The sequence below is a fragment of the Streptomyces sp. NPDC006687 genome (assembly GCF_040636215.1).
Classification (GTDB): Bacteria; Actinomycetota; Actinomycetes; order Streptomycetales; family Streptomycetaceae; genus Streptomyces.
In genome coordinates this window covers 140,179-166,682 of sequence record NZ_JBEYJJ010000007.1, presented here as the reverse complement: position 1 = coordinate 166,682, position 26,504 = coordinate 140,179, and the positions used below count along the sequence as shown (strand labels likewise).

Genomic DNA, 26,504 nt, shown 5'->3' with positions numbered 1-26,504 from the left:
CGTCGTCCGAAACCCGAGCCGCTCACCAGTGCGCGGCCGCGCGCAGCAGGCGGTCGTGGGCGCGGGCCAGGTGGGCGAGGGCCAGACTGCCGGTCCGTACCACGAGGAACCAGGTGCGCAGCGGCGGTACGTCGGGCTCCAGCAGGGCCACGACCCAGCCGTGGTCGAGGGCGTCCTGGCACAGGTAGCGGGGCAGGACGGCGAGTCCGGCGCCGGCCCGGACGCACTCCAGCACGGCCCGCAGGTCAGGGGCGACGACCGTGGCGGAAGCGGAGCCGGGCAGGGAGTCGAACACGGCCGCCCAGTAACGGGTGACCAGCGGCAGGCTCTCGTGGACCTCGACCACCGGGATCCCGTCGAGGGCCTCGGCCCCCTTGGCCAGCAGCTCCTCCGGATCGACGAGAGCGGCCCAGTAGGGCGCGGCGACCAGCACCTGCTCCTCGTCGCAGAGGGCCCCGGCCGTGAAGGGGCCGCCGCGCGGCCGGGCGGTGGTGACGACCAGGTCGTGCTGGCCGGCGGCGAGCCCGGCGAGGTTCTCCTCCGAGTCGGCTGCCAGGACCGTGCGCAGCGTCTGGCCGTGGCCGACCAGGGGTGCCAGGGCGGGCAGCACCCGCAGGGTCAGGAACTCGGGAGGTCCCGCGAGGTGCAGGGTGCGCAGGGCTCCGGCGGTCTGCCGCTCGGTCTCGGCGATCCGCAGCAGGGCGTCCAGGTGCGGGGCCGCCTTGTGCGCCAGTTCGTCACCCACGGCGGTGGGCGTGACACCACGGGCACGACGGTGGAACAGGGGACGGCCGAGCTGGCGCTCCAGGGTGCGGATCTGGGAGGTGACCGCGGGCTGGGACAGCCCGAGGAGCGTGGCGGCCCGGGTGAACGAGCCGGCCCGGTGCACGGCGACGAAGGTGCGCAGCAGGGCCAGGTCCATGGCGGCCCCTCTCGGTGGGGGCCTTCAACTATAAATATGCCGATAGGTTCCTGTCGTTACCGTGATTGGACTCTGACGCAGAGTCAACTAGCCTTGTCGATGTGGTTCTTGCGGGCAGGGAACCCAGGCGGTCCGAGCCACCAGGGGGGAGGCTCGGACCGCTTTTTCCCAGGCGTTCAGGCCCCGGACCCCGCTTGGTCCAAGGCCCGCAGCACATCCGCCACCAGGTCTCCGGGGTCCTCCACGCCGGCGGAGAAGCGGATGAAGCCCTCCGGCACGGCGTCGCCGCCCCAGCGTCCGCGCCGTTCCGCGGTGGAGCGCACTCCGCCGAAGCTCGTGGCGTCCTCCACCAGGTGCAGGGCGGACATGAAGCGTTCCGCGTGTGCCCGGTCCGGCAGGGTGAAGGAGACCACCGATCCGAAGCCGCTCATCTGCCGGACCGCCGTCTTGTGGGAGGGGTCCGAGGGGAGGCCCGGGTAGCGCAGCCCGCTCACCTCGGTGCGCTCGGCCAGCGCCTCGGCGACGGCCAGGGCGTTCGCCCACTGGCGTTCGGCCCGCAGCTGGATGGTGGCCAGGGAGCGATGGGCCAGCCATGCCTCCATGGGCCCCGGAACGGCGCCGACGATCTTGCGCCAGCGGCGGATGCCCGCGGCGAGCTCCGGGTCGCGGCAGACGACGTACCCGAGCAGCAGGTCTCCGTGGCCGGTGAGCCCCTTGGTGCCGCTGGCCACGGAGAAGTCCGCACCCAGTTCCAGCGGGCGCTGCCCGAGCGGGGTGGCCAGGGTGTTGTCCACGGCGACCAGCGTGCCGGCCGTCCGCGCGGCGGCCACGAGGCGGCGTACGTCGCACACGTCGAGACCGGGGTTGGAGGGGGTCTCGATCCACAGCAGCCGCGCCCCGTCGAGGGCCGTCAGCTGTGCGTCCCCGCCGGTCGGCGCGGTGCGCACGTGGACCCCGTACGCCTCCAGCTGCTCCCGGACCAGGGGCAGCGCCTGGTAGCCGTCGTCGGGCAGGACGACGGTGTCCCCCGCCCGGGCCTGGGAGAGGAGGACGGCGCAGACCGCGGCCATGCCGGACGCGAAGACGACCGTGTCCACGTCCGTCCGGCCCGGGGCCTCCAGTTCGCCGATCGCCCGTTCCAGCAGGGTCCAGGTGGGGTTGGTGTCCCGGCCGTAGGTGTACGGTCCGGCCACATCGCCCGGGAGGTGGAAGTGGGCGGCGAAGACGGGCCCGGGCAGCGGGGGCTCGTTCTTGACGGGTTCGGGCAGTCCGGCGCGTACGGCCCGGGTCCCCTCGCCGTACGGGGATCTTCCGGTCACGCGGTCTTCGGTCATGGCGTGTGCTCCTTCGGGGCGGCGCGGCTCGCTCAGTCCTTGTCCGGCAGGGCCAGGTTCAGGGCCCAGGAGACGACGGAGATGATCAGGCCACCGAGGACGGCGGTCCAGAAGCCGTCGACATGGAAGCTGAGGTCGACCTGCCTGGCCAGCCAGGAGGTCAGCAGGAGCATCAGGGCGTTCACGACGAGGGTGAACAGGCCCAGGGTGAGGATGAAGAGCGGGAACGACAGCAGCTGCACCACCGGCTTGACGATCAGGTTCACCAGGCCGAAGACGAGCGCGACCAGAATCAGCGTCAGGGTGCGGCGGCCCAGGGTGCTGCCGTCGTCGAGGGTGATGCCCTCGAGCAGCCAGATGGCGACGGCCAGGGCCCCCGCGTTGGCGAGCGTCTTGACTACGAAATTCGTCATGTGTCTGATCGTGGCAGAGAACATCCGGGCCGGGCATCGGTAGATCAGCGGATCCCCGGCACCACTGCGCTAGGGCAAGGGGCACAACGCACATGAAAGCTTTCCGGCTGGACGAGCTCGAAGCGGAGCGCGCCGCCAACGACGGCGCCTACCTGCAGTTCCTGCGTGAGCGGAACATGTCGGTCGGGCTCTACTCGCTCGACGCCGGGCAGAGCGACCCGCAACAGCCGCACCGGCAGGACGAGGTGTATTTCGTGGTGAGCGGCCGCGCCTCGATCACCGTCGGCGAGGAGACGACGGCCGTCGCCAACGGCAGCGTGGTCTACGTCCCGGCGGGCGTGCCGCACAAGTTCCACCACATCACCGAGCCGTTGAAGGTGATGGTGGTCTTCTCCCCGCCGGAAGCCTGAGGGTCGTCCCCCTGATCCCCCTAGGGGTCGGGTCAGGGGGTTCCGGGGGCTCACGGGCCCCCGGCTGGTGCTCGCGGCTCCTAAGCTCGACACCAGGAAAGCAGGCCAGGGACACCGGCAGGATGAGGAAGAGGTAAGGACATGGACGGGATCCGAGCGATGTTCGCGGGCACGCCGTGGTGGGTCAAGTGGGTCGCCGTTCCGCTGCTGGCCGTCTTCGTCTTCGGCGGCCTCATCATCTCGGTCATCGGCACGCTGATCGGACTGGCCTTCAAGCTGCTGCTGTTTGCGGCCCTGGTCGGCGGACTCGTCTTCGTCGTCAAGAAGTTCACGGGCAGCGGGGCCAAGAGCTCCTCCGACGGCTGGTAGGCCGCCGAGCCCCGCGGGCACGGCCATTGGGCCAGGTGGGCGAACCTGACCCGCCAAACGCCTCATCCTGTGGCAATCGGTGGATAGGCTGGCATTCCGTGCCGTTCCCTGGGCGCCGGCGGGGCCCCCGGGCCCGCCGCCACGCCAGGGGGTGAGCTTTGTCTCCGGTTCACAATGCCGGTGTGCCGACGCTGATCGGTTCGGTGCAGAGGGCGCTGCGGCTGCTGGAAGCGGCGGCGGCCCATAGCGGGGGAGCCCCGGCGAAACAGCTGGCGCGCGAGGCCGGGCTCCCGCTCCCCACCGCGTACCACCTGCTGCGCACGCTGACCCACGAGGGCTATCTGCGGCGGGAAGAAGGGGTGTTCGTACTCGGCGAAGCGGCCGCGCGGCTGGGGCACGGGGGACTTCAGCAGAAACGTCGCAGCATGATCCTCGACTCGCTCGCCCACTTCCGGGACGTGGTCGGGGCCCCTGTCTATTTCGCGGTCTACCGCGAGGGTGAGATCGAGGTCGTGGGTGTCTCGGACACCCCGGCGAACCCGGCGTGCGAGGAGTGGGCCGATTTCCGCGCCACGGCGCACGCGCACGCCATCGGCCAGTGTCTGCTCGGACAGCTGGACGAGAAGACGCGCAGGGACTACTACGACCGTCACCCCGTCGAGGGCATCACGCCGTACACCGTGCGGGACATGCGCACGCTGGAGGAGCGGATCGGCTCCCTGGGGCGGATGCAGCCGGTGACCGAGCGTCAGGAGTACGCCCTGGGTACGGTGTGCGCGGCCATCCCGATCACCGCCGGCGACACCGCGGCGACCATGGCCATTTCTCTCCCTGTCCAGCAGGAGTCGCGTTTGCTCTGTGTAGTCGATCGGCTACGGAGTGAAGTAGGCGCGCTGTTGAGCACCCTCTCGTTCTCTATCAGTATCTGAAAACTCACTCCTTGTGATCTGCTGGCGCTTCCACCACCCTTGTCAAGAGGGCCTTGGGGGATCATTCCTGGCCACTTCCACTACAGCGGAGTAGGCAATGCGCGAGTCGGTACAGGCAGAGGTCATGATGAGTTTCCTCGTTTCCGAGGAGCTCGCGTTCCGGATCCCCGTGGAGCTCGGGTACGAAGCCCGGGACCCCTACGCCGTGCGCCTGACCTTCCACCTCCCCGGAGACGCCCCCGTGACCTGGGCGTTCGGCCGGGAGCTGCTGCTCGACGGCATCAACGGGGCGTGCGGCGACGGCGATGTGCACATCGCCCCCACCGAACCGGGGGAACTCTCCGACGTCCACATCCGCCTTCAGGTCGGCGGCGACCGGGCCCTGTTCCGGGCCGGCGCGGCTCCGCTCGTCGCGTTCCTCGACCGCACCGACCGGATCGTGCCCCTCGGTCAGGAGCGCAGTCTCGGCGACTTCGAGGAGACCCTCGACGAGGAACTCGCCAGGATCCTCGCCGAGGCCCAGCAGCAGAACGAGCAGAGCGCGGGCTGACGGCCGCCGCTCCCTGCGGCCGGTCCCGCATCCTTCAGCGCTTGCGTCGCCGGCCCCGGCCGCCGCGGGCCGGCGCCGTGCTCTGGGCGGGGTCGCCGAGGGCGGGGCCGGGGCGGTCCGCGGACACGACCAGGGCGGCCAGCGCCGTGGTCACGGGGACCGAGGCGACGAGTCCGATCGAGCCCACGAGCGTCCGGACGATTTCCTCCGCCACCAGCTCGCTGTTGGCCACGGTGCCCATGCTGCTGTTGGCGATGGAGAACAGCAGCAGCAGCGGCAGCGCCGCACCCGCATAGGCCAGCACGAGGGTGTTGACCACGGAGGCGATGTGGTCGCGACCGATCCTGATGGCCGCCCGGTAGAGGGCACGCGAGCCCATCCGCGGGTCTGCCTGGTGGAGTTCCCAGACGGCGGAGGTCTGGGTGACGGTCACGTCGTCGAGGACACCCAGCGAACCGATGATCACGCCCGCGAGCAGCAGTCCGCTCATGTCGATGTCCGGGTAGAGCCCGTGGATCAGCCCGGTGTTGTCGTCGGTGTTCCCGCTCAGGAACGCCCAGTCGATGAACAGCGAGCCCAGCAGCCCGATCAGCAGCAGTGAGACCAGGGTGCCGAGGACCGCGACCGACGTGCGGGCGGTGAGCCCGTGGCACATGTAGAGGGCGATCAGCATGATCGCGCTGGCTCCGACCACCGCCACGACCAGGGGGTTGGACCCCTGCAGGATGGCCGGGAGGATGAAGAGGGTCAGCACCCCGAAACTGACCACGAGCGCGACGAGCGCGAACAGTCCCCGCATCCGGCCGACGACGACCACCGCGACGGCGAAGATGCCTGCGAGCAGGGCCATCGGGAACTTCCGGTTCAGGTCGATCACGGAGTACTGGAGGTCGCGCGGCGCGTCCGGCGCGAAGGCGACCACCACCTCCTGCCCCTTCGCCAACTGCCGTGGCGCACCGGGCTGGACGATCTCGAAGAAGACCCGGCCCTTCTCCGGACCGGTGCCCACCTCGACGGTGGCCCGCTTGCACGCACCGGCCTTCGGGGACGGTGCCTCACGCCCCTCCGGGGCGGCCCCGGCGGGCGGTACCTGCGAGGCGTTCACCGACTTGCAGTCGACGTCGGCGACGGCGACCACCTTGCCCTGCTGGGTCTGGCGGTCGAAGCCCACTCCGGTGCGCTCGTGGGCGGGGGCGCCTCCGGGCCACAGCACCACCATGCCGACGAAGACGGCGGCGGCGAAGGGGATCAGCACGGCGGCGATCACCTTGCGCAGGTGCTTGGACACCGGGGCGGCCGGCCCGTGGCCATGTCCATGTCCGTGTCCGTGCCCGTGGCCATGTCCGTGCCCATGTCCGGGGCTCTCAGCAAGTTCGTCGGGGGGCTGCGGCAAGGTCGTCACTGGCAGATCATCGCAACAGATGAGGGGGCCCACTGTTCAGCACGCCACAGATGACGCTAGCGTGGGGGCTACTTTGCACAACGCGGGAGCTCGGAGCACCGGGCTGAGAGGGCGCTGATCACCGTACGCGCAGGAGATTGCGTACGGGAGGAGGCTGCGTCGACCGCCGAACCTGTTACCGGGTAATGCCGGCGTAGGGAGATCAGGTCTCATGACCATTCAGGATGCACGCACGCCTGCCGACGGCCAGGACGCCGACGGCCAGACCGAGCGCCAGCCCGGCTGGCACAAGGGATACCTGGCGGGTTCCCGCCCGGACATCCGGGTGCCGGTCCGCCAGGTCCACCTCACCAACGGCAAGGACGTCACGCTCTACGACACGTCCGGTCCGTACACCGACCCGCAGATCGAGACCGACGTCCGCCGCGGCCTGCCGCCGCTGCGCGAGAACTGGATCATCGGCCGGGGCGACACCGAGGAGTACGCGGGCCGCCCCGTGCGCCCCGAGGACGACGGCATCAAGCACACCTCGCCCCGTGGCGGCCTCAAGAACCTCGACGCCGTCTTCCCCGGCCGCCCGCGCCTGCCGCGCCGGGGCCGTGGCGGGCAGGCCGTCACGCAGCTCGCGTACGCCCGCCGGGGCGAGATCACCCCGGAGATGGAGTACGTCGCCCTCCGCGAGAACGTCTCCCCCGAGGTCGTCCGCGAGGAGATCGCCGCGGGCCGCGCGGTGCTCCCGGCCAACGTGAACCACCCGGAGATCGAGCCGATGATCATCGGCAAGCGGTTCCTGGTGAAGGTCAACGCCAACATCGGCAACTCCGCCGTCACTTCCTCCATCGAGGAGGAGGTCGACAAGATGACCTGGGCCACCAAGTGGGGCGCGGACACGGTCATGGACCTCTCGACCGGCCGCAACATCCACACCACCCGCGAGTGGGTCCTGCGCAACTCCCCCGTCCCGATCGGCACCGTGCCGCTCTACCAGGCTCTGGAGAAGGTCGACGGCCGCGCCGAGGAGCTGACCTGGGAGATCTACAAGGACACCGTCATCGAGCAGGCCGAGCAGGGCGTCGACTACATGACGGTCCACGCCGGCGTGCTGCTGCCGTACGTGCCGCTGACGGCCCGCCGCAAGACCGGCATCGTCTCGCGCGGCGGTTCGATCATGGCGGCCTGGTGCCTGGCGCACCACAAGGAGAACTTCCTCTACACGAACTTCGAGGAGCTCTGCGAGATCCTCGCGGCGTACGACGTCACCTACTCGCTCGGTGACGGCCTGCGCCCCGGCTCCATCGCGGACGCCAATGACGCGGCGCAGTTCGCGGAGCTCAAGACGCTGGGCGAGCTCAACACGATCGCCAAGCGGCACAACGTGCAGACGATGATCGAGGGCCCGGGCCATGTCCCGATGCACAAGATCAAGGAGAACATCGACCTCCAGCAGGAGATCTGCGAGGAGGCGCCGTTCTACACGCTCGGCCCGCTCACGACGGACGTCGCGCCCGCGTACGACCACATCACCTCCGGCATCGGCGCCGCGATGATCGCCTGGTGGGGCACCGCCATGCTCTGCTACGTGACGCCCAAGGAGCACCTGGGCCTGCCCAACCGCGACGACGTCAAGACCGGTGTCATCACGTACAAGATCGCGGCCCACGCGGCGGACCTGGCCAAGGGCCACCCCGGTGCCCAGGAGTGGGACGACGCCCTGTCGGACGCACGGTTCGAGTTCCGCTGGGAGGACCAGTTCAACCTGGCCCTCGACCCGGACACGGCGCGCGAGTTCCACGACGAGACGCTGCCGGCCGAGCCGGCCAAGACCGCGCACTTCTGCTCCATGTGCGGCCCGAAGTTCTGCTCGATGAAGATCTCCCAGGACATCCGCCGTGAGCACGGCGGAGATCTGAAGGCCGACGAGATCGAGGCGGGCATGGCGGAGAAGTCCGCCGAGTTCGCCGCCTCGGGCAACCGCGTCTACCTGCCGCTGGCGGACTGAACCAGCCGGACGGACCGTCCCGCGACCTCATGGGGGGAGTCGCGGGACGCCGTCCGCTGAGCCGAGGCGGCCGATGTTTCACGTGAAACGTGGTCTCGCGTGAAGAAGGAGATCACTCGGGCCGGTGCTCCGGGCCGCCGAAGTCCGGGCTTGTGAAGTCCGGGCTGGAGTAGCCGGGCCGCGGGCAGTGCGTACCCTCGGACGGGCTGGTGAAGTCGGGCCGGGTGTATCCCAGATGGGGGATGCGCCCGGCCCCCGGCGTGTGGGGCACCGGATAGCCCGTCCCGGCGGCCGGATCGGCCAGCGCGTCACGCAGGAACGGCATGATGCCCCGCTCCAGCAACGCGTTGCGCCATGCCTCCCGGGCCCGCGCGAGTTCGTCGGGTATCGGGACGCTCTCCTGCGCGGCCACCTCCGTGGAGCTGTTGCGCAGGGCGGCCACCAGCAGCGAAATCACCGCGAAGAGCAGCGCGACCACGGTGAGCCCGCCGAAGAGCCAGCCCGCCGTCAACATCGTCCGGGCGAAAGCCGGTTCGGGATCGATCGCCTTCAGGCTGTAACCCACCAGCAGGAAGATCAGCATGGCGGTGCCCGCCAGGACCGGTGCGAGAACGGCCACCACGGCGCTCACGCCCGCGCCGCCGCCCTCGCCTTGGCCGTCACCGTCCTCGACGGGGCTTTCATCGGTGTTCCCCCGGCCTGCCAGGGCCTCGTCGCGCAGTTCCTCCCGGACCTTCACGTAGTGGGCGTACTCGGCGGCCGCCGCGGCCGTCAGCAGTGCGATGGCGCTCAGCGCCATGGTGCGCAGTTGTTCGGCGTTGAGCCGTTCGCCGAGTGAGGCGAGCTCGGGCCGTTCGTCCGCTGCGCGCAATGCCTCGTCCAGGAGGCGGTCGAACTCGGGCCGGTCTTCGGTGAGCAGGTGCGGACCGCTGGTCATGTGCATCCCCCGATGCTCCGTACGAGCCGGTACGCCTGCGGAGAACCGGGCGCCGGCTGAAAACGGAGGAGAGCCTGCTACGGACAGGGCGATGGTAGAGCGCCCCGGCCATGGGGTGACAGGGACTTTCGGGAAATACCCCGCTCAGTGAACGCTCAGTCGCGCAGCGGCAGTTGTTGGACCAGCAGTTTGCCCGCCATCGTCACGCCGCCGTCCATCGCGATGGCCAGCCCGTCCGCATATACGTGCGGTCCGTCGACGGCCTCCGGTCCGTGCGCCTCGTCGCCGTCCTCGGTGCCCACCTCGCCGAGCAGGTACGGGATGGGGCTGTGGCCGTGGACGATGCGGTTGCCGCCGTAGGTGGTCAGCAGTTGGCGGACGGCCTGCGGGCCCGTCTCCTCGTCGCGGAAGGCGAAGCGCTTGGTGAACTTGCGGAACAGGTCCCAGGTGGTGTCGGCGTCGTTGCGGTTGATGAGTTCGTGGATGGTGTCGTTGACGTCCTCGATGGAGTCGCCGTAGTCCAGGTACGCGGTGGTGTCGGAGTGCAGCAGCAGGTGCCCGTCCGCCAGGGTGGCCGCGTCCAGCCGGGACATCCACTGCAGGTGGACGTCCTCCAGGCGCTCCATGTCGGCGCGCTGGCCGCCGTTGAGCAGCCAGGCGGCCTGGAAGGTGGCGGTGCCGGCGCCGGAGTTCACGGGGGTGTCCCCGAACCGCTTGGCGCCGAGGAGGAGCAGCTCGTGGTTGCCCATGAGGGCCTTGCAGTAGCCCCCGGCGGCGGCCGCCTCGGCGGACAGCCGCATGACGAGGTCGATGACGCCGATGCCGTCGGGCCCGCGGTCGGTGAAGTCGCCGAGGAACCAGATCCGGGCGTTGCCGGCGGACCAGTGGCAGTCGGCGTCGATGAGGTTCTGGGCCTGGAGTTCGTGGATGAGCTCGTCGAGGTAGCCGTGTACGTCGCCCACCACGTAGAGGGGGCCGGGACCGGCGGCCGGGGCCTCCTGCGGGACGTACTGGACCTGGACGGTGTCCCCGGGGCCGCCCGTGGCGGCGCGCCCGATGACCGGCAGGTCACGCTGGGTCGGCGTGTAGCCGTCCAGGTCGTCCTCGGAGCCGGCGGCGGGGAACTCGGCGGTCTCGGCGGCCGCGCGCTGCTGCGGGACGGCCTCCGGCGCGTAGTACGCGGGGTACTCGCCGTACACGGGCGTCTCGCCGGACAGGCCGGCGGACGCGTCGTGCGGGGCGGGTTCGCCGACCGGCACCCGGAAGTCCCGCAGCGTGTCCGTCCGCATCGCGGGTCCCTGACCGGCCCCCTGAGTCATCGACCCCTCCACCACCGTCGCGCTGCCGTACACCTGCGGACCCTGCTCACCTCCGAGGTGGAGGGTCCGTGATGTCGTGCGCCCATCATAGGAATGCGGCTCGCGCTCTGTGACGCACCAGGGGTGGTGAATCCTGGGCGGAACCAAACCTTCCTGCCGTTTCGGCCCGATATGGGCATTGTTGAAATCCCCGACGGGGCTCTCGGCCCCGCCGGTACGGCGTTCCGGCGGTCAGTCCTGGGAGGGTGAGCGGGGCGGGCTGACGGTGGTCCGGGGGGTTCTGCGCTGTGAGGACGTACGGATGATCAGCTCGGTCGGGACGACCTGTTCGACCGTGCGGCCCGTGTCCACCCCCTCGATCGCGTCGATCAGCAGCTGCACCACGGCGGTTCCGATGCGGCGCGGCTTGAGGGAGAGCGTGGTGATCGGCGGCTCGGTGTTCGCGTAGACGGTGGACTCGCTGCAGCACACGAGGAGCAGGTCCTCGGGGACCCGCAGCCCGTAGCGGCGGGCGGCGGCGAGGAGGTCGGTGCCGTTCGGGTCGAAGAGCCCGTAGACGGCGTCGGGGCGGTCGGGCCGGGCGAGGAGCCGGTCGGCGGCGACCGCGCCGGCGCAGGGGTCGTGGGCGGGGTAGGACTCGTAGACGGGGTCCTGGCCGACGCGTTCGCACCAGCTGAGGTAGGCGGTGGTGGAGAGCCGGGTGTAGGTGTCGGTGGTGGTGCCGGTCAGCAGCCCGATACGGCGGGCGCCGGCGGCGGCGAGGTGGTCGAGCAGGCCCAGTACGGCGGCTTCGTGGTCGTTGTCGACCCAGGCGGTGACGGGGAGGGTGCCTGCGGGCCGGCCGTCGGACACCACGGGCAGGCCCTGGCGGACGAGCTCGCTGACGACGGGGTCGTGGTCGGAGGGGTCGATGACGACGGTCCCGTCGAGAGCAACGTTGGACCAGACGTCGTGCCGCGAGGTGGCCGGGAGGATGACGAGGGCGTAGCCGCGGGCGAGCGCGGCGGAGGTGGCGGCCCGTGCCATCTCGGCGAAGTAGGCGAACTCGGTGAAGGTGAAAGGTTCATCCCCGTACGTCGTCACGGTCAGGCCGATGAGGCCCGACTTCCCCGTACGGAGGGTGCGGGCGGCGGCGGAGGGGCGGTACCCCAGCCGGTCGGCCACCTCGCGGACGTGGCGGCGGGTGGCGTCCGGCAGCCGCCCTTTGCCATTGAGCGCGTCGGAGACGGTGGTGATGGAGACGCCCGCGGCGGCGGCCACGTCCCTGATGCCGGCGCGCCCCTGTCGGCCGCCGACCCGCCGGGTGGTCTCGGCCCGGTTCACGTGATGCTTCCCTGCTGCTGTCATGGCGAGCCGATAGTAGGGCTCGGAGGGGTGGGTGCTTCAGGTGCATATGCACGGGTTGACAGGCACGATTCTGCTTGGTTCGCCACCCCCAATGACCTTGGAATTGAAGGAATTTGAGGGCCTGAGCCACGGGTGCGGCCTGTCGGCGGGTACGAGCATGCCAAAACGCCCCGGCCCTGGGCCGGTCGCAACTCACCTGCACGAGGGACGCGCGCCACGGCGCAGGCCACCGGCGCGCGCATATATGCGCGCGCTCCCCCTGTGTTCCTGGCGCCCGCCATTCTCGGATCGGCGGAATCCTCATAAGGTGAGCAGTATTGAGTCGGAGGAGACGCCGACGGGACGGTCGAGGAGGACCTGCGGTGAGCGAGAAGAGCCCGAAGCTGCGCGCCGAGCTGGACGGCATCCCCACCTACAAGCCCGGCAAGCCCGCCGCGGAGGGCGGGGCCGTCGCTTTCAAGCTGTCCTCGAACGAGAACCCCTACCCGCCGCTGCCGGGGGTCCTGGAGACGGCGGTCGCGGCCGCGGGCCGTTTCAACCGATACCCGGACATGGCCTGCACCGGCCTGGTCAACGAGCTGGCGGAACGCTTCGGCGTCCCGGCCGAGCACATCGCCACCGGCACCGGTTCGGTGGGCGTGGCCCAGTCGCTGATCCAGTCGACGGCCGGCCCGGGTGACGAGGTCATCTACGCGTGGCGGTCCTTCGAGGCGTACCCGATCATCACGCAGATCTCGGGTGCGACGTCGGTGCGGGTGCCGCTGACCGACGGGGACGTCCACGACCTGGACGCGATGGCCGCCGCGATCACCGACCGGACGCGGCTGATCTTCGTCTGCAACCCCAACAACCCCACCGGCACCGCGGTGCGCCGTGCCGAGCTGGAGCGGTTCCTGGACCGGGTGCCCTCGGACATCCTGGTCGTGCTGGACGAGGCGTACCGCGAGTTCGTCCGCGACACCGACGTGCCGGACGGCATCGAGCTCTACCGTGACCGCCCCAACGTCGCCGTGCTGCGCACCTTCTCCAAGGCGTACGGCCTGGCCGGCCTGCGCGTCGGTTTCGCCGTGGCCCACGAGCCCGTCGCGGCGGCGCTGCGCAAGACGGCGGTGCCCTTCGGCGTCAGCCAGCTGGCGCAGGACGCGGCGGTCGCCTCGCTGCGTGCGGAGGACGAGCTGATGGGCCGGGTCGGGGCGCTCGTGTGTGAGCGCAACCGGGTGCACGAGACGCTGCTCGCCCAGGGCTGGACGGTCCCGGACACCCAGGCCAACTTCGTGTGGATGCGGCTGGGGGAGCGGACCGCCGAGTTCGCGGCGGCCTGCGAGAAGGCCGGTGTGGTGGTCCGGCCCTTCGCGGGCGAGGGCCTGCGGGTCACGATCGGTGAGACCGAGGCGAACGACCTCTTCCTGCACACGGCGGAGGCGTTCTTCAAGGAGATGTAGATCCGTAACGGAGCTGTGGTCCTCAGACCAGTTCCACGCGGATGGGGTCGCCGTCGCGGACGGTGGCCAGGAGGCGGGGGTCGCCGTCGAACGAGCCGAGCACGTTGCAGGGGCTCGCCAGGCGGCTCTCGCTTCCGCGCGAGATGGGCGTGGGGCCGTAGGGCAGCGCGAGGGCGTCGCCTTCCGTCCAGAAGGCGACCGTGCCGGGCTCCACGACCTGCCGGGCGTCCGATTCCAGGGCCACGGAGACGCCCGTGTCGAAGTAGACCTCCTCGCCCCAGGTGTGCGCGGAGGCGGAGATGGGCAGGGCCGCGGCCAGCGCCTTGCTGGTCGGGGTCTCGTCGAGGGTCGCGGTGAGCAGGCCCGCAGGCCATGAGATTCGAATCTGCATGGCCACATTCAACAATCTGTTGAATTTCCTGGCTAGGTACCCCCCGCTGGATCCGGCCGAAACGGGTAGGCCATAATGCTTGTGAATGTGAACGCGTTCACAAGCGTGTCCTGCTTCCTCCCGCTATGGGGAGGAACCCGCCAGGCAGACTGCCCGCTGTGACCACGGCGACGACAAGGAGCAGACGACGTGGACCTAGCTTTGGCGCCTGAGACATTGGCGCGCTGGCAGTTCGGCATCACCACCGTCTACCACTTCCTCTTCGTTCCGCTCACGATCTCGCTCGCCGCGCTGACCGCCGGCCTGCAGACCGCGTGGGTGCGCACCGAGAAGGAGAAATACCTCAGGGCCACGAAGTTCTGGGGCAAGCTTTTCTTGATCAATATCGCGATGGGTGTCGTCACCGGCATCGTCCAGGAGTTCCAGTTCGGCATGAACTGGTCCGACTACTCGCGCTTCGTGGGCGACGTCTTCGGGGCCCCGCTGGCCTTCGAGGCGCTGATCGCCTTCTTCTTCGAGTCCACCTTCATCGGCCTGTGGATCTTCGGCTGGGACAAGCTGCCGAAGAAGATCCACCTGGCCTGCATCTGGATGGTCTCGCTCGGTACCGTCCTGTCCGCGTACTTCATCCTCGCGGCCAACTCCTGGATGCAGCATCCGGTCGGCTACCGGATGAACGAGGAGCGGGGCCGGGCCGAGCTCACCGACTTCTGGCGCGTCCTCACCCAGGACACCGCGCTCACCCAGTTCTTCCACACGATCACGGCCGCCTTCCTGGTCGGCGGGGCTTTCATGGTCGGCATCTCCGCCTTCCACCTCGCGCGCAAGAAGCACATCCCCGTGATGCGCAGCTCGCTGCGGGTGGGGCTGGTCGTCATGATCATCGCCGGTATGGGCACCGCCATCAGCGGGGACATGCTCGGCAAGGTCATGTTCAAGCAGCAGCCCATGAAGATGGCCGCAGCCGAGGCCCTCTGGGACGGCGAGGCGCCCGCGCCCTTCTCCGTCTTCGCCTACGGCGACGTGGACAAGGGCCACAACAAGGTGGCCATAGAGGTTCCGGGCCTGCTGTCGTTCCTCGCCAACAACGACTTCGACTCCTTCGTGCCCGGCATCAACGACGTCAACAAGGCCGAGCAGGAGAAGTTCGGTCCCGGTGACTACCGGCCGAACATCCCCGTGGCCTACTGGGGCTTCCGCTGGATGATCGGCTTCGGCATGGCCTCCCTCGGCATCGGTGTGCTCGGGCTGTGGCTGACCCGCAAGCGCTTCCTGCTGCCGCCGGGGCTGCGCACCGGAGAGGACGAGGTCCCCCATCTCGTCCTCTTCAAGAAGCCGCTCAGCCCCAAGTTCGCTCAGCTGTACTGGCTCGTCGCGCTCTGGACCATGTGCTTCCCGCTGCTGGCCAACTCCTGGGGCTGGATCTTCACCGAGATGGGCCGCCAGCCCTGGGTGGTCTACGGAGTGCTGCGCACCCGGGACGCGGTCTCGCCGAACGTCTCGCAGGGTGAGGTGCTCACTTCGATGATCGGCTTCACGCTCCTGTACGCGGTCCTCGCCGTGATCGAGGTCAGGCTGCTCGTGAAGTACGTCAAGGCCGGTCCGCCCGAGCTGACGGACGCCGACCTGAACCCGCCGGTCAAGGTCGGCGGGGACGACCAGCACACCGACCGGCCGATGGCCTTCTCGTACTGAGGCAGGAAGGAGCACACCATGCAGCTTCACGACGTCTGGTTCGTACTCATCGCCGTTCTGTGGACCGGCTACTTCTTCCTGGAGGGCTTCGACTTCGGCATCGGCGTACTCACCAAGCTCCTGGCGCGCGACCGCGCCGAGAAGCGGGTCCTGATCAACACCATCGGTCCCGTCTGGGACGGCAACGAGGTCTGGCTGCTCACCGCGGGCGGCGCCACCTTCGCGGCCTTCCCGGAGTGGTACGCCACCCTGTTCTCCGGCTTCTACCTGCCGCTGCTGCTCATCCTGGTCTGCCTGATCGTCCGGGGTGTCGCCTTCGAGTACCGGCACAAGCGTTCCGAGGACCGGTGGCAGTCCAACTGGGAACACGCCATCTTCTGGACTTCACTGATCCCCGCCTTCCTGTGGGGCGTGGCCTTCGCCAACATCGTGCGCGGAGTGAAGATCGACCAGCACATGGAGTACGTCGGAAGCCTCTTCGACCTGCTCAACGTGTACGCGATCCTCGGCGGACTGGTCACCCTCACGCTGTTCACCTTCCACGGCGCGGTGTTCGCCTCGCTCAAGACCGTCGGCGACATCCGCGACCGTGCGCGGGCGCTGGCGACCCGCCTGGGAGTGGTGACGGCCGTGCTGGCCCTGGCCTTCCTCGTCTGGACCCAGGCCACGCGCGGTGACGGCCGCAGCCTGATCGCCATGGCCGTCGCCGTGGCCGCGCTGCTCGCCGCCATCGGGTTCAACCTGGCGGGACGGGAGGGCTGGTCGTTCGCCCTGTCCGGGATCACCATCGCGGCGGCCGTCGCGATGCTGTTCCTGACGCTCTTCCCGAACGTCATGCCGTCCTCGCTGAACGAGGCGTGGAACCTCACGGTCACCAACGCCTCGTCCACCCCGTACACCCTGAAGATCATGACCTGGTGCGCCGGTGTGGCCACTCCGCTGGTCATGCTCTACCAGGGCTGGACCTACTGGGTGTTCCGCAAGCGGATCGGCACCCAGCACATTGCCGACGCGCAATGATCCGCGCGCCTCGCCCCCGCCCGACCCTGCCGAGGGGATGTTTCACGTGAAACCGATCGACCCGCGCCTGCTCCGGTACGCCCGTTCCACGCGCCTCTTCCTGGGGGCGGCGGTGGCCCTCGGGCTCGCCGGTGCGGGACTGGTCGTCGGGCAGGCGATGATCATCGCCGGGATCGTGGTCGGAGCGTTCGAGCGCGGCCTTGACGCGGGGGCGCTCCGGACGCCGCTGCTGCTGCTCGCGGCAGTGGCGCTCGGACGCGGGCTGGTCGCCTGGCTGACCGAGCTGGCCGCACACCGGGCCGGCGCGGCGGTCAAGTCGGAGCTGCGCGGCCGGCTGCTGGACCAGGCCGCCGACCTGGGGCCCGGCTGGCTCGGCGGTCAGCGGACCGGCTCGCTGGTGTCGCTGGCCACCCGGGGCGTGGACGCGCTCGACGACTACTTCTCCCGTTACCTGCCCCAGCTGGGGCTCGCAGTGGTGGTCCCGGGAGCGGTCCTCGCCCGGATCGTCACCGAGGACTGGGTGTCGGCGGCCATCATCGTCGTCACCCTGCCGCTGATCCCGCTGTTCATGATCCTCATCGGGATGGCCACCCAGAGCCGGATGGACCGCCAGTGGCGGCTGCTGTCCCGGCTCTCGGGGCACTTCCTCGACGTGGTGGCGGGGCTTCCGACCCTGAAGGTCTTCGGGCGCGCCAAGGCCCAGGCCGAGTCCATCCGCAAGATCACCGACGACTACCGCCAGGCCACCCTGCGCACCCTGCGCATCGCCTTCCTGTCCTCCTTCGCCCTCGAACTGCTCGCCACCCTGTCGGTGGCGCTCGTCGCGGTGACCATCGGCATGCGGCTCGTCCGCGGCGAGCTGGACCTGTACACCGGCCTGGTCATCCTGATCCTGGCGCCCGAGGCATATCTCCCGCTGCGCCAGGTCGGAGCCCAGTACCACGCGGCCGCCGAGGGGCTGGCCGCCGCGGAGGAGATCTTCGCGGTCCTGGAGACCCCGGCCCCCGGACCCGGGGCCGGGGCGCCCGTGCCGGCCGGCGGACCGGTCATCGAGCTCGACGCGGTCGAGGTCCGGCACCAGGGGCGGGGTGCCGCCTCCCCCGGGCCGGTCTCCCTGGTCGTGGGGCCGGGCGAGTGCGTGGCCCTCACCGGCCCCAGCGGGGCGGGCAAGTCCACCCTGCTGAACGTGCTGCTCGGGTTCGTCACGCCGACGTCCGGGCGGGTCCGGGTCGGCGGCAGGGACCTGGCCGGCCTCTCCCTCGAACAGTGGCGGGAGCAGATCGCCTGGGTGCCGCAGCGGCCGCACCTGTTCGCCGGAACCATCGCCGAGAACGTCCGTCTGGCCCGGCCCGGTGCGGATGACGGCGCACTGGAGACGGCCCTGCGGGACGCCGGCGCCTGGGAGTTCGTCTCCGCCCTGCCGCTCGGGGTGCGGACCCCGCTCGGCGAGGGCGGCACCGGCCTGTCCGCCGGGCAGCGCCAGCGGCTGGCCCTGGCCCGGGCGTTCCTCGCGGACCGGCCGGTGCTGCTGCTGGACGAGCCGACGGCGGCCCTGGACGGGGAGACCGAGGCCGCGGTCGTGGAGGCGGTGCGGCGTCTCGTGGCCGGGCGGACGGTGCTCCTCGTGGTGCACCGGCCGGCGCTGCTGGCGGTGGCCGACCGGGTGGTTGCGGTGGGCGAGGGCGTGGAGGACGCGGCGGTGCGCAACCCCGCCGCGGTCCCCCCGGCCGGCGGTGCGTCGCGCACCGGTGCGGGGATGTCCGACCCCGGGGAGTGGATCCTCGGCTCGGGCCGGCAGCGGACCGGCGGCGACGGTGCGGATGCGGGCGGCGCCGACCCGCTGCGCCGCGTGCGGGCCGTGGCCGCGCCCTGGCAGGGCCGGTTCCGGCTGGGTCTGCTGCTGGGGGCGCTGGCCGTGGGGTGCAGCGTGGGGCTGATGGCCGTGTCCGGGTGGCTGATCTCCCGGGCGTCGCAGCAGCCACCGGTGCTGTACCTGATGGTGGCGGTCACCGCGACCCGCACCTTCGGCCTCGGCCGGGCCGTGTTCCGCTACGCCGAGCGTCTGGTGTCGCATGACGCCGTACTGCGCATGCTCGCCGGCCTGCGGGTCGCCGTGTACCGGCGGCTGGAACGGATCGCGCCCGCCGGACTGCGCGACCAGCGGCGTGGAGACCTCCTGTCCCGGCTGGTGGCCGACGCCGACGCCCTCCAGGACTACTGGCTGCGCTGGCTGCTTCCGGTGGGCACCGCGGTGCTCGTCGGCACCGGATCGGTGGTGTTCACGGCCTGGATGCTGCCCGGGGCGGGCGCTGCACTCGCAGTGGGACTGCTCGCGGCGGGTGTCGGCGTCCCCCTGGTCAGCGGGGCCTGCGCGCGGAGCGCGGAGCGCCGGCTCGCGCCCGCCCGGGGCGAGCTCGCCACCCGGGTGGCCGACCTGCTCACGGGTACCGCGGAACTCACCGTCACGGGCGCCCTCGCCGACCGCAAGGCCCGGGCGCGGGAAGCCGACCGGGTGCTCACCCGGATCGCCGCGCGCGGGGCCGCGGCAGCCGGACTGGGCGGAGGGCTGTCCGCCCTGGTGTGCGGGCTCACCGTGGTGGGCGCCGCCTTCGCCGGCGCGGGGGCCGTCGCGGACGGCCGGATGGCCGGAGTGGCCATGGCGGTGGTGGTACTGACCCCGCTCGCCGCGTTCGAGGCGGTCGCCGGGCTCCCGCTGGCGGTCCAGTACCGACAGCGGGTGCGCCGCAGCGCCGAGCGGGTGTACGAGGTCATCGACGCACCCGTGCCCGTCGCCGAGCCGCCCGAGCCGCGGGAGCTGCCCGCTTCGCCGTTCCCGCTGCGGCTCACGGGCCTCGCGGCCCGCCACGGCGGCCAGGAGCGGAATGCCCTCGACGGACTGGACCTGACCCTGGAGGCCGGCCGGCGCATCGCTGTCGTCGGGCCATCGGGTTCCGGCAAGACCACCCTGGCGCAGGTCCTGCTGCGGTTCCTCGACCCTCGGGAGGGCGGCTACACCCTGGGCGGGAAGGACGTGCGCACGCTCGACGGCGACGGCGTCCGCCGCTTGGTGGGCCTGTGCGCCCAGGACGCCCACATCTTCGACAGCTCGGTGCGCGAGAACCTGCGGCTCGCCCGGCCGGACGCGAACGAGGAACAGTTGCGGGAGGCGCTCGCCGCGGCCCGGCTGCTGGAGTGGGCCGACGGGCTCCCGGACGGGCTCGACACCCTCGTCGGTGAGCACGGGCAGCGGATCTCGGGCGGCCAGCGGCAGCGGCTGGCCCTGGCCCGGGCTCTGCTCGCGGACTTCCCCGTCCTCGTCCTGGACGAGCCGGCCGAACACCTGGACCTGGCGACCGCCGACGCCCTGACGGCGGACCTCCTGACGGCGACCGAAGGCCGGGCCACCGTGCTGATCACCCACCGGCTGGCCGGGCTGGAAGCGGTCGACGAGGTCCTCGTGCTGGACCGGGGCACGGTCGTGCAGCGGGGCGCGTACGCGGAACTGGCGGGCGTGGACGGCCCGCTGCGGAGCCTGCTGGAGCGGGAACAGCGGGCAGGTGCGGTTCTGGCCGGCTCCACGAGCTGACTTTCCCTCCTAAACGGGACTAACTAGGCTCGAGAGCATGTCAGTGGAGGAGTCCCAGGAAACGCCGGAGCCCGCCCGGGAAGCACAGGATCCGATGGAGGCCGCCCCCCGGGCCACCCACAGCCTGCAGGGGCTCTCCACCGAGCTGACCGCCCGGGTGCCGCAACTGCTGGAGGCCATGCGTTCCGTCGGGACCGGTCTCGAACTGCACTCCACGCTCGACCGCATCTGCGAGACGGCCGCCGAGCTCGCGGACGCCCGCTACGCGGCGATCGGCGTCGTCGACACGGACGGCCCCGGGCTCTCGGACTTCGTGACCTACGGGCTCGGCTCGGAACAGGCGGAGCGGATCGGCCACCGGCCGGACGGCAGACGGGGCCTGCTCGGCGCGCTGATCTCCCACTCCGACACCGTGCGGCTCGCCGATCTGACGAAGGATCCGCGCTCGGCGGGCTTCCCGCCGCACCATCCGCCCATGAAGACCTTCCTCGGCGTTCCCATCAGGGTGCAGGGGGAGATCTTCGGCAACCTCTACCTGGCCGAGAAGAACGGCGGCGGAGAGTTCAGCGACTACGACGTCCACATGGTCCGTGTGCTGGCCACGGAGGCGGGTATCGCCATCGGCAACGCCCGGCTGTACGAGGCCGCCACCCAGCGGGAACGCTGGATCGACGGTTCGGTGGCCGTCACCACGGCCCTGCTGTCGGGCGGGGACGCGGACGACGCCCTCGCCGTGGTGGCCGAGCAGGCCCGCCACCTGTCCGGCTCGGCGGCCGGGATCGTGATGCTGCCGGCGCAGGAGGGCGGGATGGAGATCGTCGCCGTCTGCGCCGACGATCCGGCCACCTCGCTCGGTGTGGTGGTCCCCGCCGAGAGCCCGGTGGTGGTCAGACTCCTCCGGGGCGAGCCGGTGTTCGTGGAGGACGTCTCGGCGGATCCCCGTACGATCAGCAGGCTCACGAGCCAGTACGGGCCCTGCATGATGCTGCCGCTGCACAGTGGCGGACGGGTGCTGGGCGCGCTCGTCACCCCCCGGGCCCGAGGCGGGAGGCCCTTCACCGAGGCCGAGCGGACCCTGGCCACGCAGTTCGCCTCACAGGCCGCCCTGGCGCTGATGATGGCCGAGGCCCAGCGCGACCGGGAGCGGCTCGCGGTGCTGGAGGACCGCGACCGGATCGCCCGTGATCTGCATGACCTGGTCATCCAGCGGCTGTTCGCCACCGGGATGATGCTGGAGGGAGCGCAGCGCCGTTCCATCGTCCCGGAGGTACGCGACGGGGTGGGAAAGGCCGTGGACGAACTGGACGTGACGATCCAGGAGATCCGCACCGCGATCTTCGCGCTCCAGCAGGGCCCGGCGGAGGTCCCGTCCGGGCTGCGGACCCGGGTCCTGCGGGAGATCAACATGGCGGCCGTACCGCTGGGCTTCAAGCCCGCGCACCGGTTCGTCGGGCCGGTCGACGTGGCCGTGGGCGAACTGGTCGGCAAGAACCTGATCGCCGCCCTGCGGGAGGCCCTGTCGAATGCCTTCCGGCACGCGGACGCGTCCCGGATCGAGGTGGTGGTCGACTCCACGGTCAGCCTGGCCGACGGACGGCCAGGAGTACGGCTGGAGGTCGCCGACGACGGCGTGGGCATCCCGGAGGGCGGTCGGCGCAGCGGTCTGCGGAACCTGCGGCGCCGGGCCGAGTCCCTGGGCGGCTCCAGCTGGTACGGACCCGGCATCGGGAAGGACGGCGGCGGGACCGCCCTGGTGTGGGAGGCCCCGCTCTAGACGGTCCCTTCGGGCGGGCCGTCACGGGCGCCCGTCAGGGGCGCCCGTCAGGGGCGCCCGTTCGGTGCGACGGCGGTCAGGCGGGCGTGCCGCGCTCGGTGAGGATGCGCTCGATGATGACGGCGACCCCGTCCTCGTTGTTGTCGACGGTACGGCCGGAGGCGGCCGCGATCACGTCGGGGTGGGCGTTGCCCATGGCGTACGAGGTCCCGGCCCAGCGGAGCATCTCGACATCGTTCGGCATGTCGCCGAAGGCGACGACCTCGGCAGGGGAGATACCGCGCTCGGCGCAGCACAGCTCCAGCGTGCTGGCCTTGGACACGCCGAGCTCGCTGATCTCCAGCAGGGCGGTCGGGCTGGAGCGGGTGATCGAGGCGTAGCCCCCGGCGGCCGACCGGGCCAGGGCGAGGAACTCGTCCGGGGCCAGTTCGCCGTGGTGCGCGAGCAGCTTCAGCACCGGCGCGTGGCTGCCGTCGGTCTCCGCGCGCAGCAGCTTCTCGGCGGTGGCGACGGTGGCCCCCGGGTCCTGGAAGAAGGGCGGGTAGGCCGGTTCGTAGTTGATGCCGTCGGTGGTCTCGACCGCGAAGGAGGTGCCGGGGACGGCCTGGCGCAGGGTTTCGACGACCGTGAGCGCGGTGGCCCGGGGCAGCGCCCTCACCTGGACGAACTGGCGTCCGGCATGCAGGTCGACGACGGCGGCACCGTTTGCGCAGATCGCCAGGCCGTGGCCGTGGACGTGATCGCTGACCACGTCCATCCAGCGGGCGGGGCGGCCGGTGACGAAGAAGACCTCGATCCCGGCCTCCTCGGCGGCGGCGAGGGCGGCGACCGTGCGCAGCGAGACGGATTTATCGTCGCGCAGCAGGGTGCCATCGAGATCGGTGGCGATGAGCCGGGGTACGGGGAAGGGCCCTTCGGGGCGCTGGGGAGCCGAGGTCACCGCTCCATCTTCGCCCATGGGTTCCCGCCCGTTCACCATGATCGTAAGGAGATGTTTCACGTGAAACGTGGCTCACAGCGTCTGCATGGCTCACACCGTACGCTCGGGCGCATGACTCTTCGCTTGAGCACCGTGATCCTGCCGGTCCGTCCGTGGCACGACGGCGGCCGCGACCAGTGGGAGCGGGCCGAGCGCCTCGGGTTCCACACCGCCTACACCTATGACCACCTGACCTGGCGGACCTTCCGCGACGGGCCCTGGTTCGGCGCGGTGCCCACTCTGACCGCCGCGGCGGCCGTCACCAGCCGGCTCCGCCTGGGCACGCTGGTCACCTCCCCCAACTTCCGGCACCCGGTGACCCTCGCCAAGGACCTGATGTCCCTGGACGACATCTCCGGCGGGCGGATCACCCTCGGGATCGGCGCGGGCGGCAACGGCTTCGACGCGACCGCGCTGGGGCAGGAGGAGTGGAGTCCGCGGGAGCGCGCGGACCGCTTCGCCGAGTTCGTCCCGCTGCTGGACCGGCTGCTCACCGAGAGCGCGGTGACCCACCAAGGCACCTTCTATTCTGCGGTGGAGGCCCGGAACATCCCCGGGTGCGTGCAGCGTCCGCGCCTGCCGTTCGCCGTTGCCGCGACCGGCCCGCGGGGTGTGAAGCTCGCGGCGAAGCACGGCCAGGCATGGGTGACGGCCGGGGACCCGAAGGTCTTCGAGGGCACGCCCGAGCAGTCCCTGGAGGCTCTGCGCGGACAGGTCGGCAAGCTGGAGAAGGCCCTGGCCGAGGCCGGGCGGGACTCCGGCTCCATCGAGCGGGTCCTGCTGACCGGGTTCACTCCGGAGCGCAGCACCATGCTGGAGTCCGTGGACGCCTTCGTCGACTTCGCCGGCCGCCACCGCGAGCTGGGCTTCACCGAGCTGGTCATCCACGCCCCGATCCCGGACTCCGACTTCGCGGCCGACGAGGCCGTCTTCGAGCGCATCGCCACGGAGGCCCTCGCCCAGCTCGGCGCCTGACCACCGCCCCGGCCGCCCCGCCGGGTTGCCCGGGCCGCTATCGCGAGCGCAAGAACTCCGGCGGAACGGTGTCCGTCAGCCATACCCCGTTGGCGCTGAGCAGGAAGACGTGGCCGGCCGCGCGCATCGCCCCGGCGTCCACGGCGAGGACCACCGGGCGGCCACGGCGGGCGCCTACACGGGTCGCCGTCTCGCGATCGGGCGAGAGGTGCACATGGTGGCGGCCCATGGGGCGCAGGCCCTCGGCGCGGATGGCTCCGAGGGCCGCGGCGACCGTGCCGTGGTAGAGGTACGCGGGCGGCTCGGCTTCCGGCAGGCCCAGGTCCACCGCCACGGTGTGGCCCTGGCTGGCCCTGATACGGGTTCCCTCGACGGTGAACCGCTGCTTGTCGTTGGTGGCGACCACGTGGTCCAGTTCTGCCCGGCTGAAGGGGAACGCGTGCGTCGCCGCGGCGCGGAGCAGGTCGTCGATCTCCACCCAGCCCTGCGGGTCGAGCACCAGTCCTATGCGCTCCGGTCGGTGCCGGAGGTGTTTCGAGACGTATTTGGACACCTTCACGCTGCGTTTGTCGTCCATAGGCCCAGCGTGGCGCGTGGGCCGGAACTCCGACAGCTGTTTTCCCGCTCGGACAGCAGACGTCCCCTGTCGTCATTCCAAGATACGGAATACATTTTCCGTTAGAAGACGACTCAGAGGGAGAAACCATGACGGTCAAGGCTTCGCTGCTGCGGCGCACGGCTGCCGAGCTCATCGGCACCGCGGGTCTCCTCGTGGTGGTGATCGGGTCCGGCATCCAGGCCGCGACCCTCAGCCGCGACACCGGTGTCGCCCTCGTCGCCAACTCACTCGCGTCCGCTATCGGCCTCGGACTGATCATCACTCTCTTCGGGCCGCTGTCGGGCGCCCACCTCAACCCCGTCGTGACCCTCACCGCCTGGTGGTCCCGCCGCGCCGGCGGCGAGGGGCTCGACGCTCGGGAAGCGCTCGCCTACACCGCCGCGCAGACCGCCGGGGCCATCGGCGGCGCCGTGCTGGCCGAGACGATGTTCGGCCGTGTCCCCGGAACGTTCTCCACCCAGGTCCGCGACGACGGCCACCTCCTGATCGGTGAGGTCGTCGCCACCGCCGGCCTGGTCCTGGTCATCCAGGGCCTCGGCCGCATCGGCCGCGGAAGGCTCGTCCCGGCCGCGGTCGCCGCGTACATCGCCGCCGCGATCTGGTTCACCTCGTCCGGCTCCTTCGCCAACCCCGCCGGCACGATCGGCCGGGCCTTCAGCGACTCCTTCACCGGGATCGCCCCGCAGTCGCTCCCCGGGTTCGTGGCCGCTCAGCTGGCCGGCGGCGTCGTCGGCCTCGTCCTGGCCACCTTCCTCTACGGGCGCGAGCGCACCCGGGTCAGGCCGGAGCAGCCGGTGCCCGGCCCGGCCGAGTCGCAGGGCCCGGTGGCCGATTTGACCCGCCCCGGCACGGGGTTCGAGGCGGCCGTCTGACCTGTCGGCCCTGTTGCCCACAGAAAACCCGGAGTTGTCCACAGCCGGTTCGGCAGGTTTCGCCGCCGTCTGAGCGTTTCGCCCTGGGGACCGCCTGTGGACTACCGAGCGAGCATTACCGGCCGCCCCTGCTGGCCAGCTCGTTCATCGTCCGGGCCTGAAGCTCGCGTTCCGTCGCGGCCCGGACGAACTCCGCCACGTGCTCGGCGCCCACCAGCTCCTGCACCGCCCGTACCGTCTCCGCGGGCAGCGCCACCGGTGCGGGGCCCGTCGGCTGGACCGCACCCGGGGAGCCCAGGTGGCGCTGCAGATGCCGGGTGGCGAACAGCCGCATCGCGCGCGCCAGCTCGGCGTCGACGGTCTGCTGTGCCAGGGGCCGCAGCCGGCGCACCATCGTCGCCGCCTCCGCCGCGTCCGAGTCCGTGGGCGGCACCTGCCCGAGGTAGCGGGCGAAGACGTGCTCGGTGGTGAACTCCAGGAAGCGCGAGGCGATGTGCTCCACCTGCCCGCGCAGCTCCCGCAGATGACCGGTGATGGCCGCCAGGGGCACCCCGGCCGTGTACAACTCGGCCGCGACCGCCAGCTCCTGCGGGGAGGGCACCAGGAACTCGTCCGGACGGCCCGGGATGCGCTCGAGCACCCCGAGCTCGCAGGCGTCGTCCACCGCGCCGTCGTCGGGCAGGCCGCCGAAGCGCGCGTCGAGGTCCTCCCGGCTGATCCGGGCGGCCTCCTCGTCGGTCCACGGTCCGTGCACCTCCGCGACCAGGCCGAGCACCCCGCCCAGCCCCCGCCCCGCGTCCCACGCCTCCAGCAGCTCCTTGATGGAGGCCAGGGTGTAGCCGCGGTCCAGCAGGTCCGCGATCTGGCGCAGCCGCGCCAGATGCGTGTCCCGGTACACGTTGGACCGGCCCCGCCGCTCCGGCTTCGGCAGCAGGCCGCGGTCCTGGTACGCCCGGATCGTGCGCACGGTCGCCCCGCTGTGGTGGGCCAGATCCTCGATCCGGTACTCGGCTTGCGCCTGATCGGACAATCCCGGCTCCCTACGACATGGCGGCTCGGCCGACCGCGCCCGCCGCGGTCCGGGCGGCAGGAGGCGCCGCCAGGTACTCGACCGCCGTGAGCAGCGAGACCTCCTGCGAGGGATGGTACGACCGCCGGATGCAGCGGGGTATGTCCGTGCCGGGCCCGCTGCGCGGCGAAGCCGCGACCCTGCCGCCCGG

General features: G+C 71.1%; 23 protein-coding genes, 1 pseudogene and 1 riboswitch. Of the genes and pseudogenes, 12 read left to right on the top strand and 12 right to left on the bottom strand.

Annotated elements, in window-relative coordinates:
- Window positions 1-22: 22 nt before the first annotated feature.
- The 3 genes from ABZ716_RS11615 to ABZ716_RS11605 all read right to left on the bottom strand — a co-directional run bounded on the left by ABZ716_RS11615 (window position 23) and on the right by ABZ716_RS11605 (window position 2,669).
- On the bottom strand, window positions 23-922 hold the full coding sequence (locus ABZ716_RS11615; protein ID WP_358809736.1) for a LysR family transcriptional regulator: 900 nt from the start codon (window positions 920-922) through the stop codon (window positions 23-25).
- A 176-nt stretch (window positions 923-1,098) separates the two neighbouring features.
- Window positions 1,099-2,256 carry a cystathionine gamma-lyase gene (locus tag ABZ716_RS11610; RefSeq protein WP_358809737.1) on the bottom strand — a complete coding sequence of 386 codons (1,158 nt, stop codon included), beginning with the start codon at window positions 2,254-2,256 and terminating at the stop codon, window positions 1,099-1,101.
- Window positions 2,257-2,288: 32 nt separating this feature from the next.
- Complete coding sequence (locus tag ABZ716_RS11605; protein ID WP_358958297.1) at window positions 2,289-2,669, bottom strand: phage holin family protein; 381 nt, start codon at window positions 2,667-2,669, stop codon at window positions 2,289-2,291.
- A 92-nt stretch (window positions 2,670-2,761) separates the two neighbouring features.
- On the opposite strand from ABZ716_RS11605, the gene ABZ716_RS11600 reads away from it, so the two are divergent.
- From ABZ716_RS11600 to ABZ716_RS11585, 4 genes are all read left to right on the top strand, one after another.
- Entirely contained in the window at window positions 2,762-3,079 is a 318-nt protein-coding gene (locus tag ABZ716_RS11600) for a cupin domain-containing protein (protein WP_351877591.1), read from the top strand.
- Between the two features lie 141 nt (window positions 3,080-3,220).
- Window positions 3,221-3,448 carry a DUF5326 family protein gene (locus ABZ716_RS11595; protein ID WP_355972887.1) on the top strand — a complete coding sequence of 76 codons (228 nt, stop codon included), beginning with the start codon at window positions 3,221-3,223 and terminating at the stop codon, window positions 3,446-3,448.
- 182 nt (window positions 3,449-3,630) lie between these two features.
- Window positions 3,631-4,377 carry a helix-turn-helix domain-containing protein gene (locus ABZ716_RS11590; protein WP_358809740.1) on the top strand — a complete coding sequence of 249 codons (747 nt, stop codon included), beginning with the start codon at window positions 3,631-3,633 and terminating at the stop codon, window positions 4,375-4,377.
- A gap of 97 nt (window positions 4,378-4,474) precedes the next feature.
- Window positions 4,475-4,927: an SsgA family sporulation/cell division regulator gene (locus ABZ716_RS11585; RefSeq protein WP_358958295.1), complete on the top strand. Its 453-nt coding sequence runs from the start codon at window positions 4,475-4,477 to the stop codon at window positions 4,925-4,927.
- 34 nt (window positions 4,928-4,961) lie between these two features.
- Here ABZ716_RS11585 and ABZ716_RS11580 read toward each other — a convergent pair whose 3' ends face one another.
- A complete protein-coding gene (locus ABZ716_RS11580; protein ID WP_358958441.1) occupies window positions 4,962-6,320 on the bottom strand; it encodes a YibE/F family protein in 1,359 nt (452 codons plus the stop codon).
- A gap of 81 nt (window positions 6,321-6,401) precedes the next feature.
- A riboswitch (TPP riboswitch) is annotated at window positions 6,402-6,546 on the top strand.
- Here ABZ716_RS11580 and thiC point away from each other — a divergent pair.
- Complete coding sequence (gene thiC / locus ABZ716_RS11575; RefSeq protein WP_351877583.1) at window positions 6,541-8,328, top strand: phosphomethylpyrimidine synthase ThiC; 1,788 nt, start codon at window positions 6,541-6,543, stop codon at window positions 8,326-8,328. It overlaps the preceding riboswitch by 6 nt.
- A gap of 112 nt (window positions 8,329-8,440) precedes the next feature.
- Here the strand turns inward: thiC and ABZ716_RS11570 are convergent, their stop codons facing one another.
- The 3 genes from ABZ716_RS11570 to ABZ716_RS11560 all read right to left on the bottom strand — a co-directional run bounded on the left by ABZ716_RS11570 (window position 8,441) and on the right by ABZ716_RS11560 (window position 11,931).
- Entirely contained in the window at window positions 8,441-9,271 is an 831-nt protein-coding gene (locus ABZ716_RS11570) for a hypothetical protein (RefSeq protein ID WP_358958293.1), read from the bottom strand.
- A gap of 149 nt (window positions 9,272-9,420) precedes the next feature.
- Window positions 9,421-10,599, bottom strand: a complete 1,179-nt coding sequence (locus ABZ716_RS11565; protein WP_358958439.1) for a metallophosphoesterase — start codon at window positions 10,597-10,599, stop codon at window positions 9,421-9,423.
- A gap of 216 nt (window positions 10,600-10,815) precedes the next feature.
- On the bottom strand, window positions 10,816-11,931 hold the full coding sequence (locus ABZ716_RS11560) for a LacI family DNA-binding transcriptional regulator (protein WP_351877576.1): 1,116 nt from the start codon (window positions 11,929-11,931) through the stop codon (window positions 10,816-10,818).
- A gap of 362 nt (window positions 11,932-12,293) precedes the next feature.
- Here ABZ716_RS11560 and hisC point away from each other — a divergent pair, with 362 nt between their 5' ends.
- Entirely contained in the window at window positions 12,294-13,373 is a 1,080-nt protein-coding gene (gene hisC / locus ABZ716_RS11555; RefSeq protein ID WP_358809744.1) for a histidinol-phosphate transaminase, read from the top strand.
- Window positions 13,374-13,395: 22 nt separating this feature from the next.
- Here hisC and ABZ716_RS11550 read toward each other — a convergent pair whose 3' ends face one another.
- The gene (locus ABZ716_RS11550; protein ID WP_358809745.1) at window positions 13,396-13,764 is read right to left on the bottom strand and encodes a cyclophilin-like fold protein; all 369 of its coding nucleotides are present in this window, start codon (window positions 13,762-13,764) and stop codon (window positions 13,396-13,398) included.
- Between the two features lie 189 nt (window positions 13,765-13,953).
- On the opposite strand from ABZ716_RS11550, the gene ABZ716_RS11545 reads away from it, so the two are divergent.
- From ABZ716_RS11545 to ABZ716_RS11530, 4 genes are read left to right on the top strand one after another with little or no spacing between them, the layout of a single operon-like run.
- Window positions 13,954-15,459 (top strand): cytochrome ubiquinol oxidase subunit I, encoded by a 1,506-nt coding sequence (locus ABZ716_RS11545; protein WP_358809746.1) that lies wholly within the window; start codon window positions 13,954-13,956, stop codon window positions 15,457-15,459.
- Window positions 15,460-15,477: 18 nt separating this feature from the next.
- Entirely contained in the window at window positions 15,478-16,479 is a 1,002-nt protein-coding gene (gene cydB, locus ABZ716_RS11540) for a cytochrome d ubiquinol oxidase subunit II (protein ID WP_358809747.1), read from the top strand.
- Between the two features lie 46 nt (window positions 16,480-16,525).
- Complete coding sequence (gene cydD / locus ABZ716_RS11535) at window positions 16,526-20,065, top strand: thiol reductant ABC exporter subunit CydD (RefSeq protein ID WP_358958290.1); 3,540 nt, start codon at window positions 16,526-16,528, stop codon at window positions 20,063-20,065.
- Between the two features lie 37 nt (window positions 20,066-20,102).
- Window positions 20,103-21,839 (top strand): GAF domain-containing protein, encoded by a 1,737-nt coding sequence (locus ABZ716_RS11530; protein ID WP_358958288.1) that lies wholly within the window; start codon window positions 20,103-20,105, stop codon window positions 21,837-21,839.
- 76 nt (window positions 21,840-21,915) lie between these two features.
- On the opposite strand, the gene ABZ716_RS11525 is transcribed toward ABZ716_RS11530, so the two are convergent.
- Complete coding sequence (locus ABZ716_RS11525) at window positions 21,916-22,797, bottom strand: Cof-type HAD-IIB family hydrolase (protein ID WP_358809750.1); 882 nt, start codon at window positions 22,795-22,797, stop codon at window positions 21,916-21,918.
- A 93-nt stretch (window positions 22,798-22,890) separates the two neighbouring features.
- On the opposite strand from ABZ716_RS11525, the gene ABZ716_RS11520 reads away from it, so the two are divergent.
- The gene (locus ABZ716_RS11520) at window positions 22,891-23,793 is read left to right on the top strand and encodes an LLM class flavin-dependent oxidoreductase (protein WP_358958285.1); all 903 of its coding nucleotides are present in this window, start codon (window positions 22,891-22,893) and stop codon (window positions 23,791-23,793) included.
- A 37-nt stretch (window positions 23,794-23,830) separates the two neighbouring features.
- On the opposite strand, the gene ABZ716_RS11515 is transcribed toward ABZ716_RS11520, so the two are convergent.
- Window positions 23,831-24,370, bottom strand: coding sequence for an RNA 2'-phosphotransferase (locus ABZ716_RS11515; protein ID WP_358809752.1), 540 nt, complete (start codon window positions 24,368-24,370; stop codon window positions 23,831-23,833).
- A gap of 128 nt (window positions 24,371-24,498) precedes the next feature.
- On the opposite strand from ABZ716_RS11515, the gene ABZ716_RS11510 reads away from it, so the two are divergent.
- Window positions 24,499-25,284 (top strand): MIP/aquaporin family protein, encoded by a 786-nt coding sequence (locus ABZ716_RS11510; RefSeq protein ID WP_358809753.1) that lies wholly within the window; start codon window positions 24,499-24,501, stop codon window positions 25,282-25,284.
- Window positions 25,285-25,399: 115 nt separating this feature from the next.
- On the opposite strand, the gene ABZ716_RS11505 is transcribed toward ABZ716_RS11510, so the two are convergent.
- Both ABZ716_RS11505 and ABZ716_RS11500 read right to left on the bottom strand, forming a co-directional pair.
- On the bottom strand, window positions 25,400-26,314 hold the full coding sequence (locus ABZ716_RS11505) for a MerR family transcriptional regulator (RefSeq protein ID WP_358809754.1): 915 nt from the start codon (window positions 26,312-26,314) through the stop codon (window positions 25,400-25,402).
- A gap of 10 nt (window positions 26,315-26,324) precedes the next feature.
- Window positions 26,325-26,456: pseudogene (locus ABZ716_RS11500) on the bottom strand (metal-dependent hydrolase); the annotation flags it as partial.
- Window positions 26,457-26,504 lie beyond the last annotated feature (48 nt).

What these genes read in the sequence shown, in the direction of transcription:
- ABZ716_RS11615 (WP_358809736.1), bottom strand. Translation starts at nt 922, where the DNA reads ATGGACCTGGCCCTGCTGCGCACCTTCGTCGCCGTGCACCGGGCCGGC.
- ABZ716_RS11610 (WP_358809737.1), bottom strand. Translation starts at nt 2,256, where the DNA reads ATGACCGAAGACCGCGTGACCGGAAGATCCCCGTACGGCGAGGGGACC.
- ABZ716_RS11605 (WP_358958297.1), bottom strand. Translation starts at nt 2,669, where the DNA reads ATGACGAATTTCGTAGTCAAGACGCTCGCCAACGCGGGGGCCCTGGCC.
- ABZ716_RS11600 (WP_351877591.1), top strand. Translation starts at nt 2,762, where the DNA reads ATGAAAGCTTTCCGGCTGGACGAGCTCGAAGCGGAGCGCGCCGCCAAC.
- ABZ716_RS11595 (WP_355972887.1), top strand. Translation starts at nt 3,221, where the DNA reads ATGGACGGGATCCGAGCGATGTTCGCGGGCACGCCGTGGTGGGTCAAG.
- ABZ716_RS11585 (WP_358958295.1), top strand. Translation starts at nt 4,475, where the DNA reads ATGCGCGAGTCGGTACAGGCAGAGGTCATGATGAGTTTCCTCGTTTCC.
- thiC (WP_351877583.1), top strand. Translation starts at nt 6,541, where the DNA reads ATGACCATTCAGGATGCACGCACGCCTGCCGACGGCCAGGACGCCGAC.
- ABZ716_RS11570 (WP_358958293.1), bottom strand. Translation starts at nt 9,271, where the DNA reads ATGCACATGACCAGCGGTCCGCACCTGCTCACCGAAGACCGGCCCGAG.
- ABZ716_RS11560 (WP_351877576.1), bottom strand. Translation starts at nt 11,931, where the DNA reads ATGACAGCAGCAGGGAAGCATCACGTGAACCGGGCCGAGACCACCCGG.
- ABZ716_RS11550 (WP_358809745.1), bottom strand. Translation starts at nt 13,764, where the DNA reads ATGCAGATTCGAATCTCATGGCCTGCGGGCCTGCTCACCGCGACCCTC.
- cydB (WP_358809747.1), top strand. Translation starts at nt 15,478, where the DNA reads ATGCAGCTTCACGACGTCTGGTTCGTACTCATCGCCGTTCTGTGGACC.
- ABZ716_RS11530 (WP_358958288.1), top strand. Translation starts at nt 20,103, where the DNA reads ATGTCAGTGGAGGAGTCCCAGGAAACGCCGGAGCCCGCCCGGGAAGCA.
- ABZ716_RS11525 (WP_358809750.1), bottom strand. Translation starts at nt 22,797, where the DNA reads ATGGGCGAAGATGGAGCGGTGACCTCGGCTCCCCAGCGCCCCGAAGGG.
- ABZ716_RS11520 (WP_358958285.1), top strand. Translation starts at nt 22,891, where the DNA reads ATGACTCTTCGCTTGAGCACCGTGATCCTGCCGGTCCGTCCGTGGCAC.
- ABZ716_RS11515 (WP_358809752.1), bottom strand. Translation starts at nt 24,370, where the DNA reads ATGGACGACAAACGCAGCGTGAAGGTGTCCAAATACGTCTCGAAACAC.
- ABZ716_RS11510 (WP_358809753.1), top strand. Translation starts at nt 24,499, where the DNA reads ATGACGGTCAAGGCTTCGCTGCTGCGGCGCACGGCTGCCGAGCTCATC.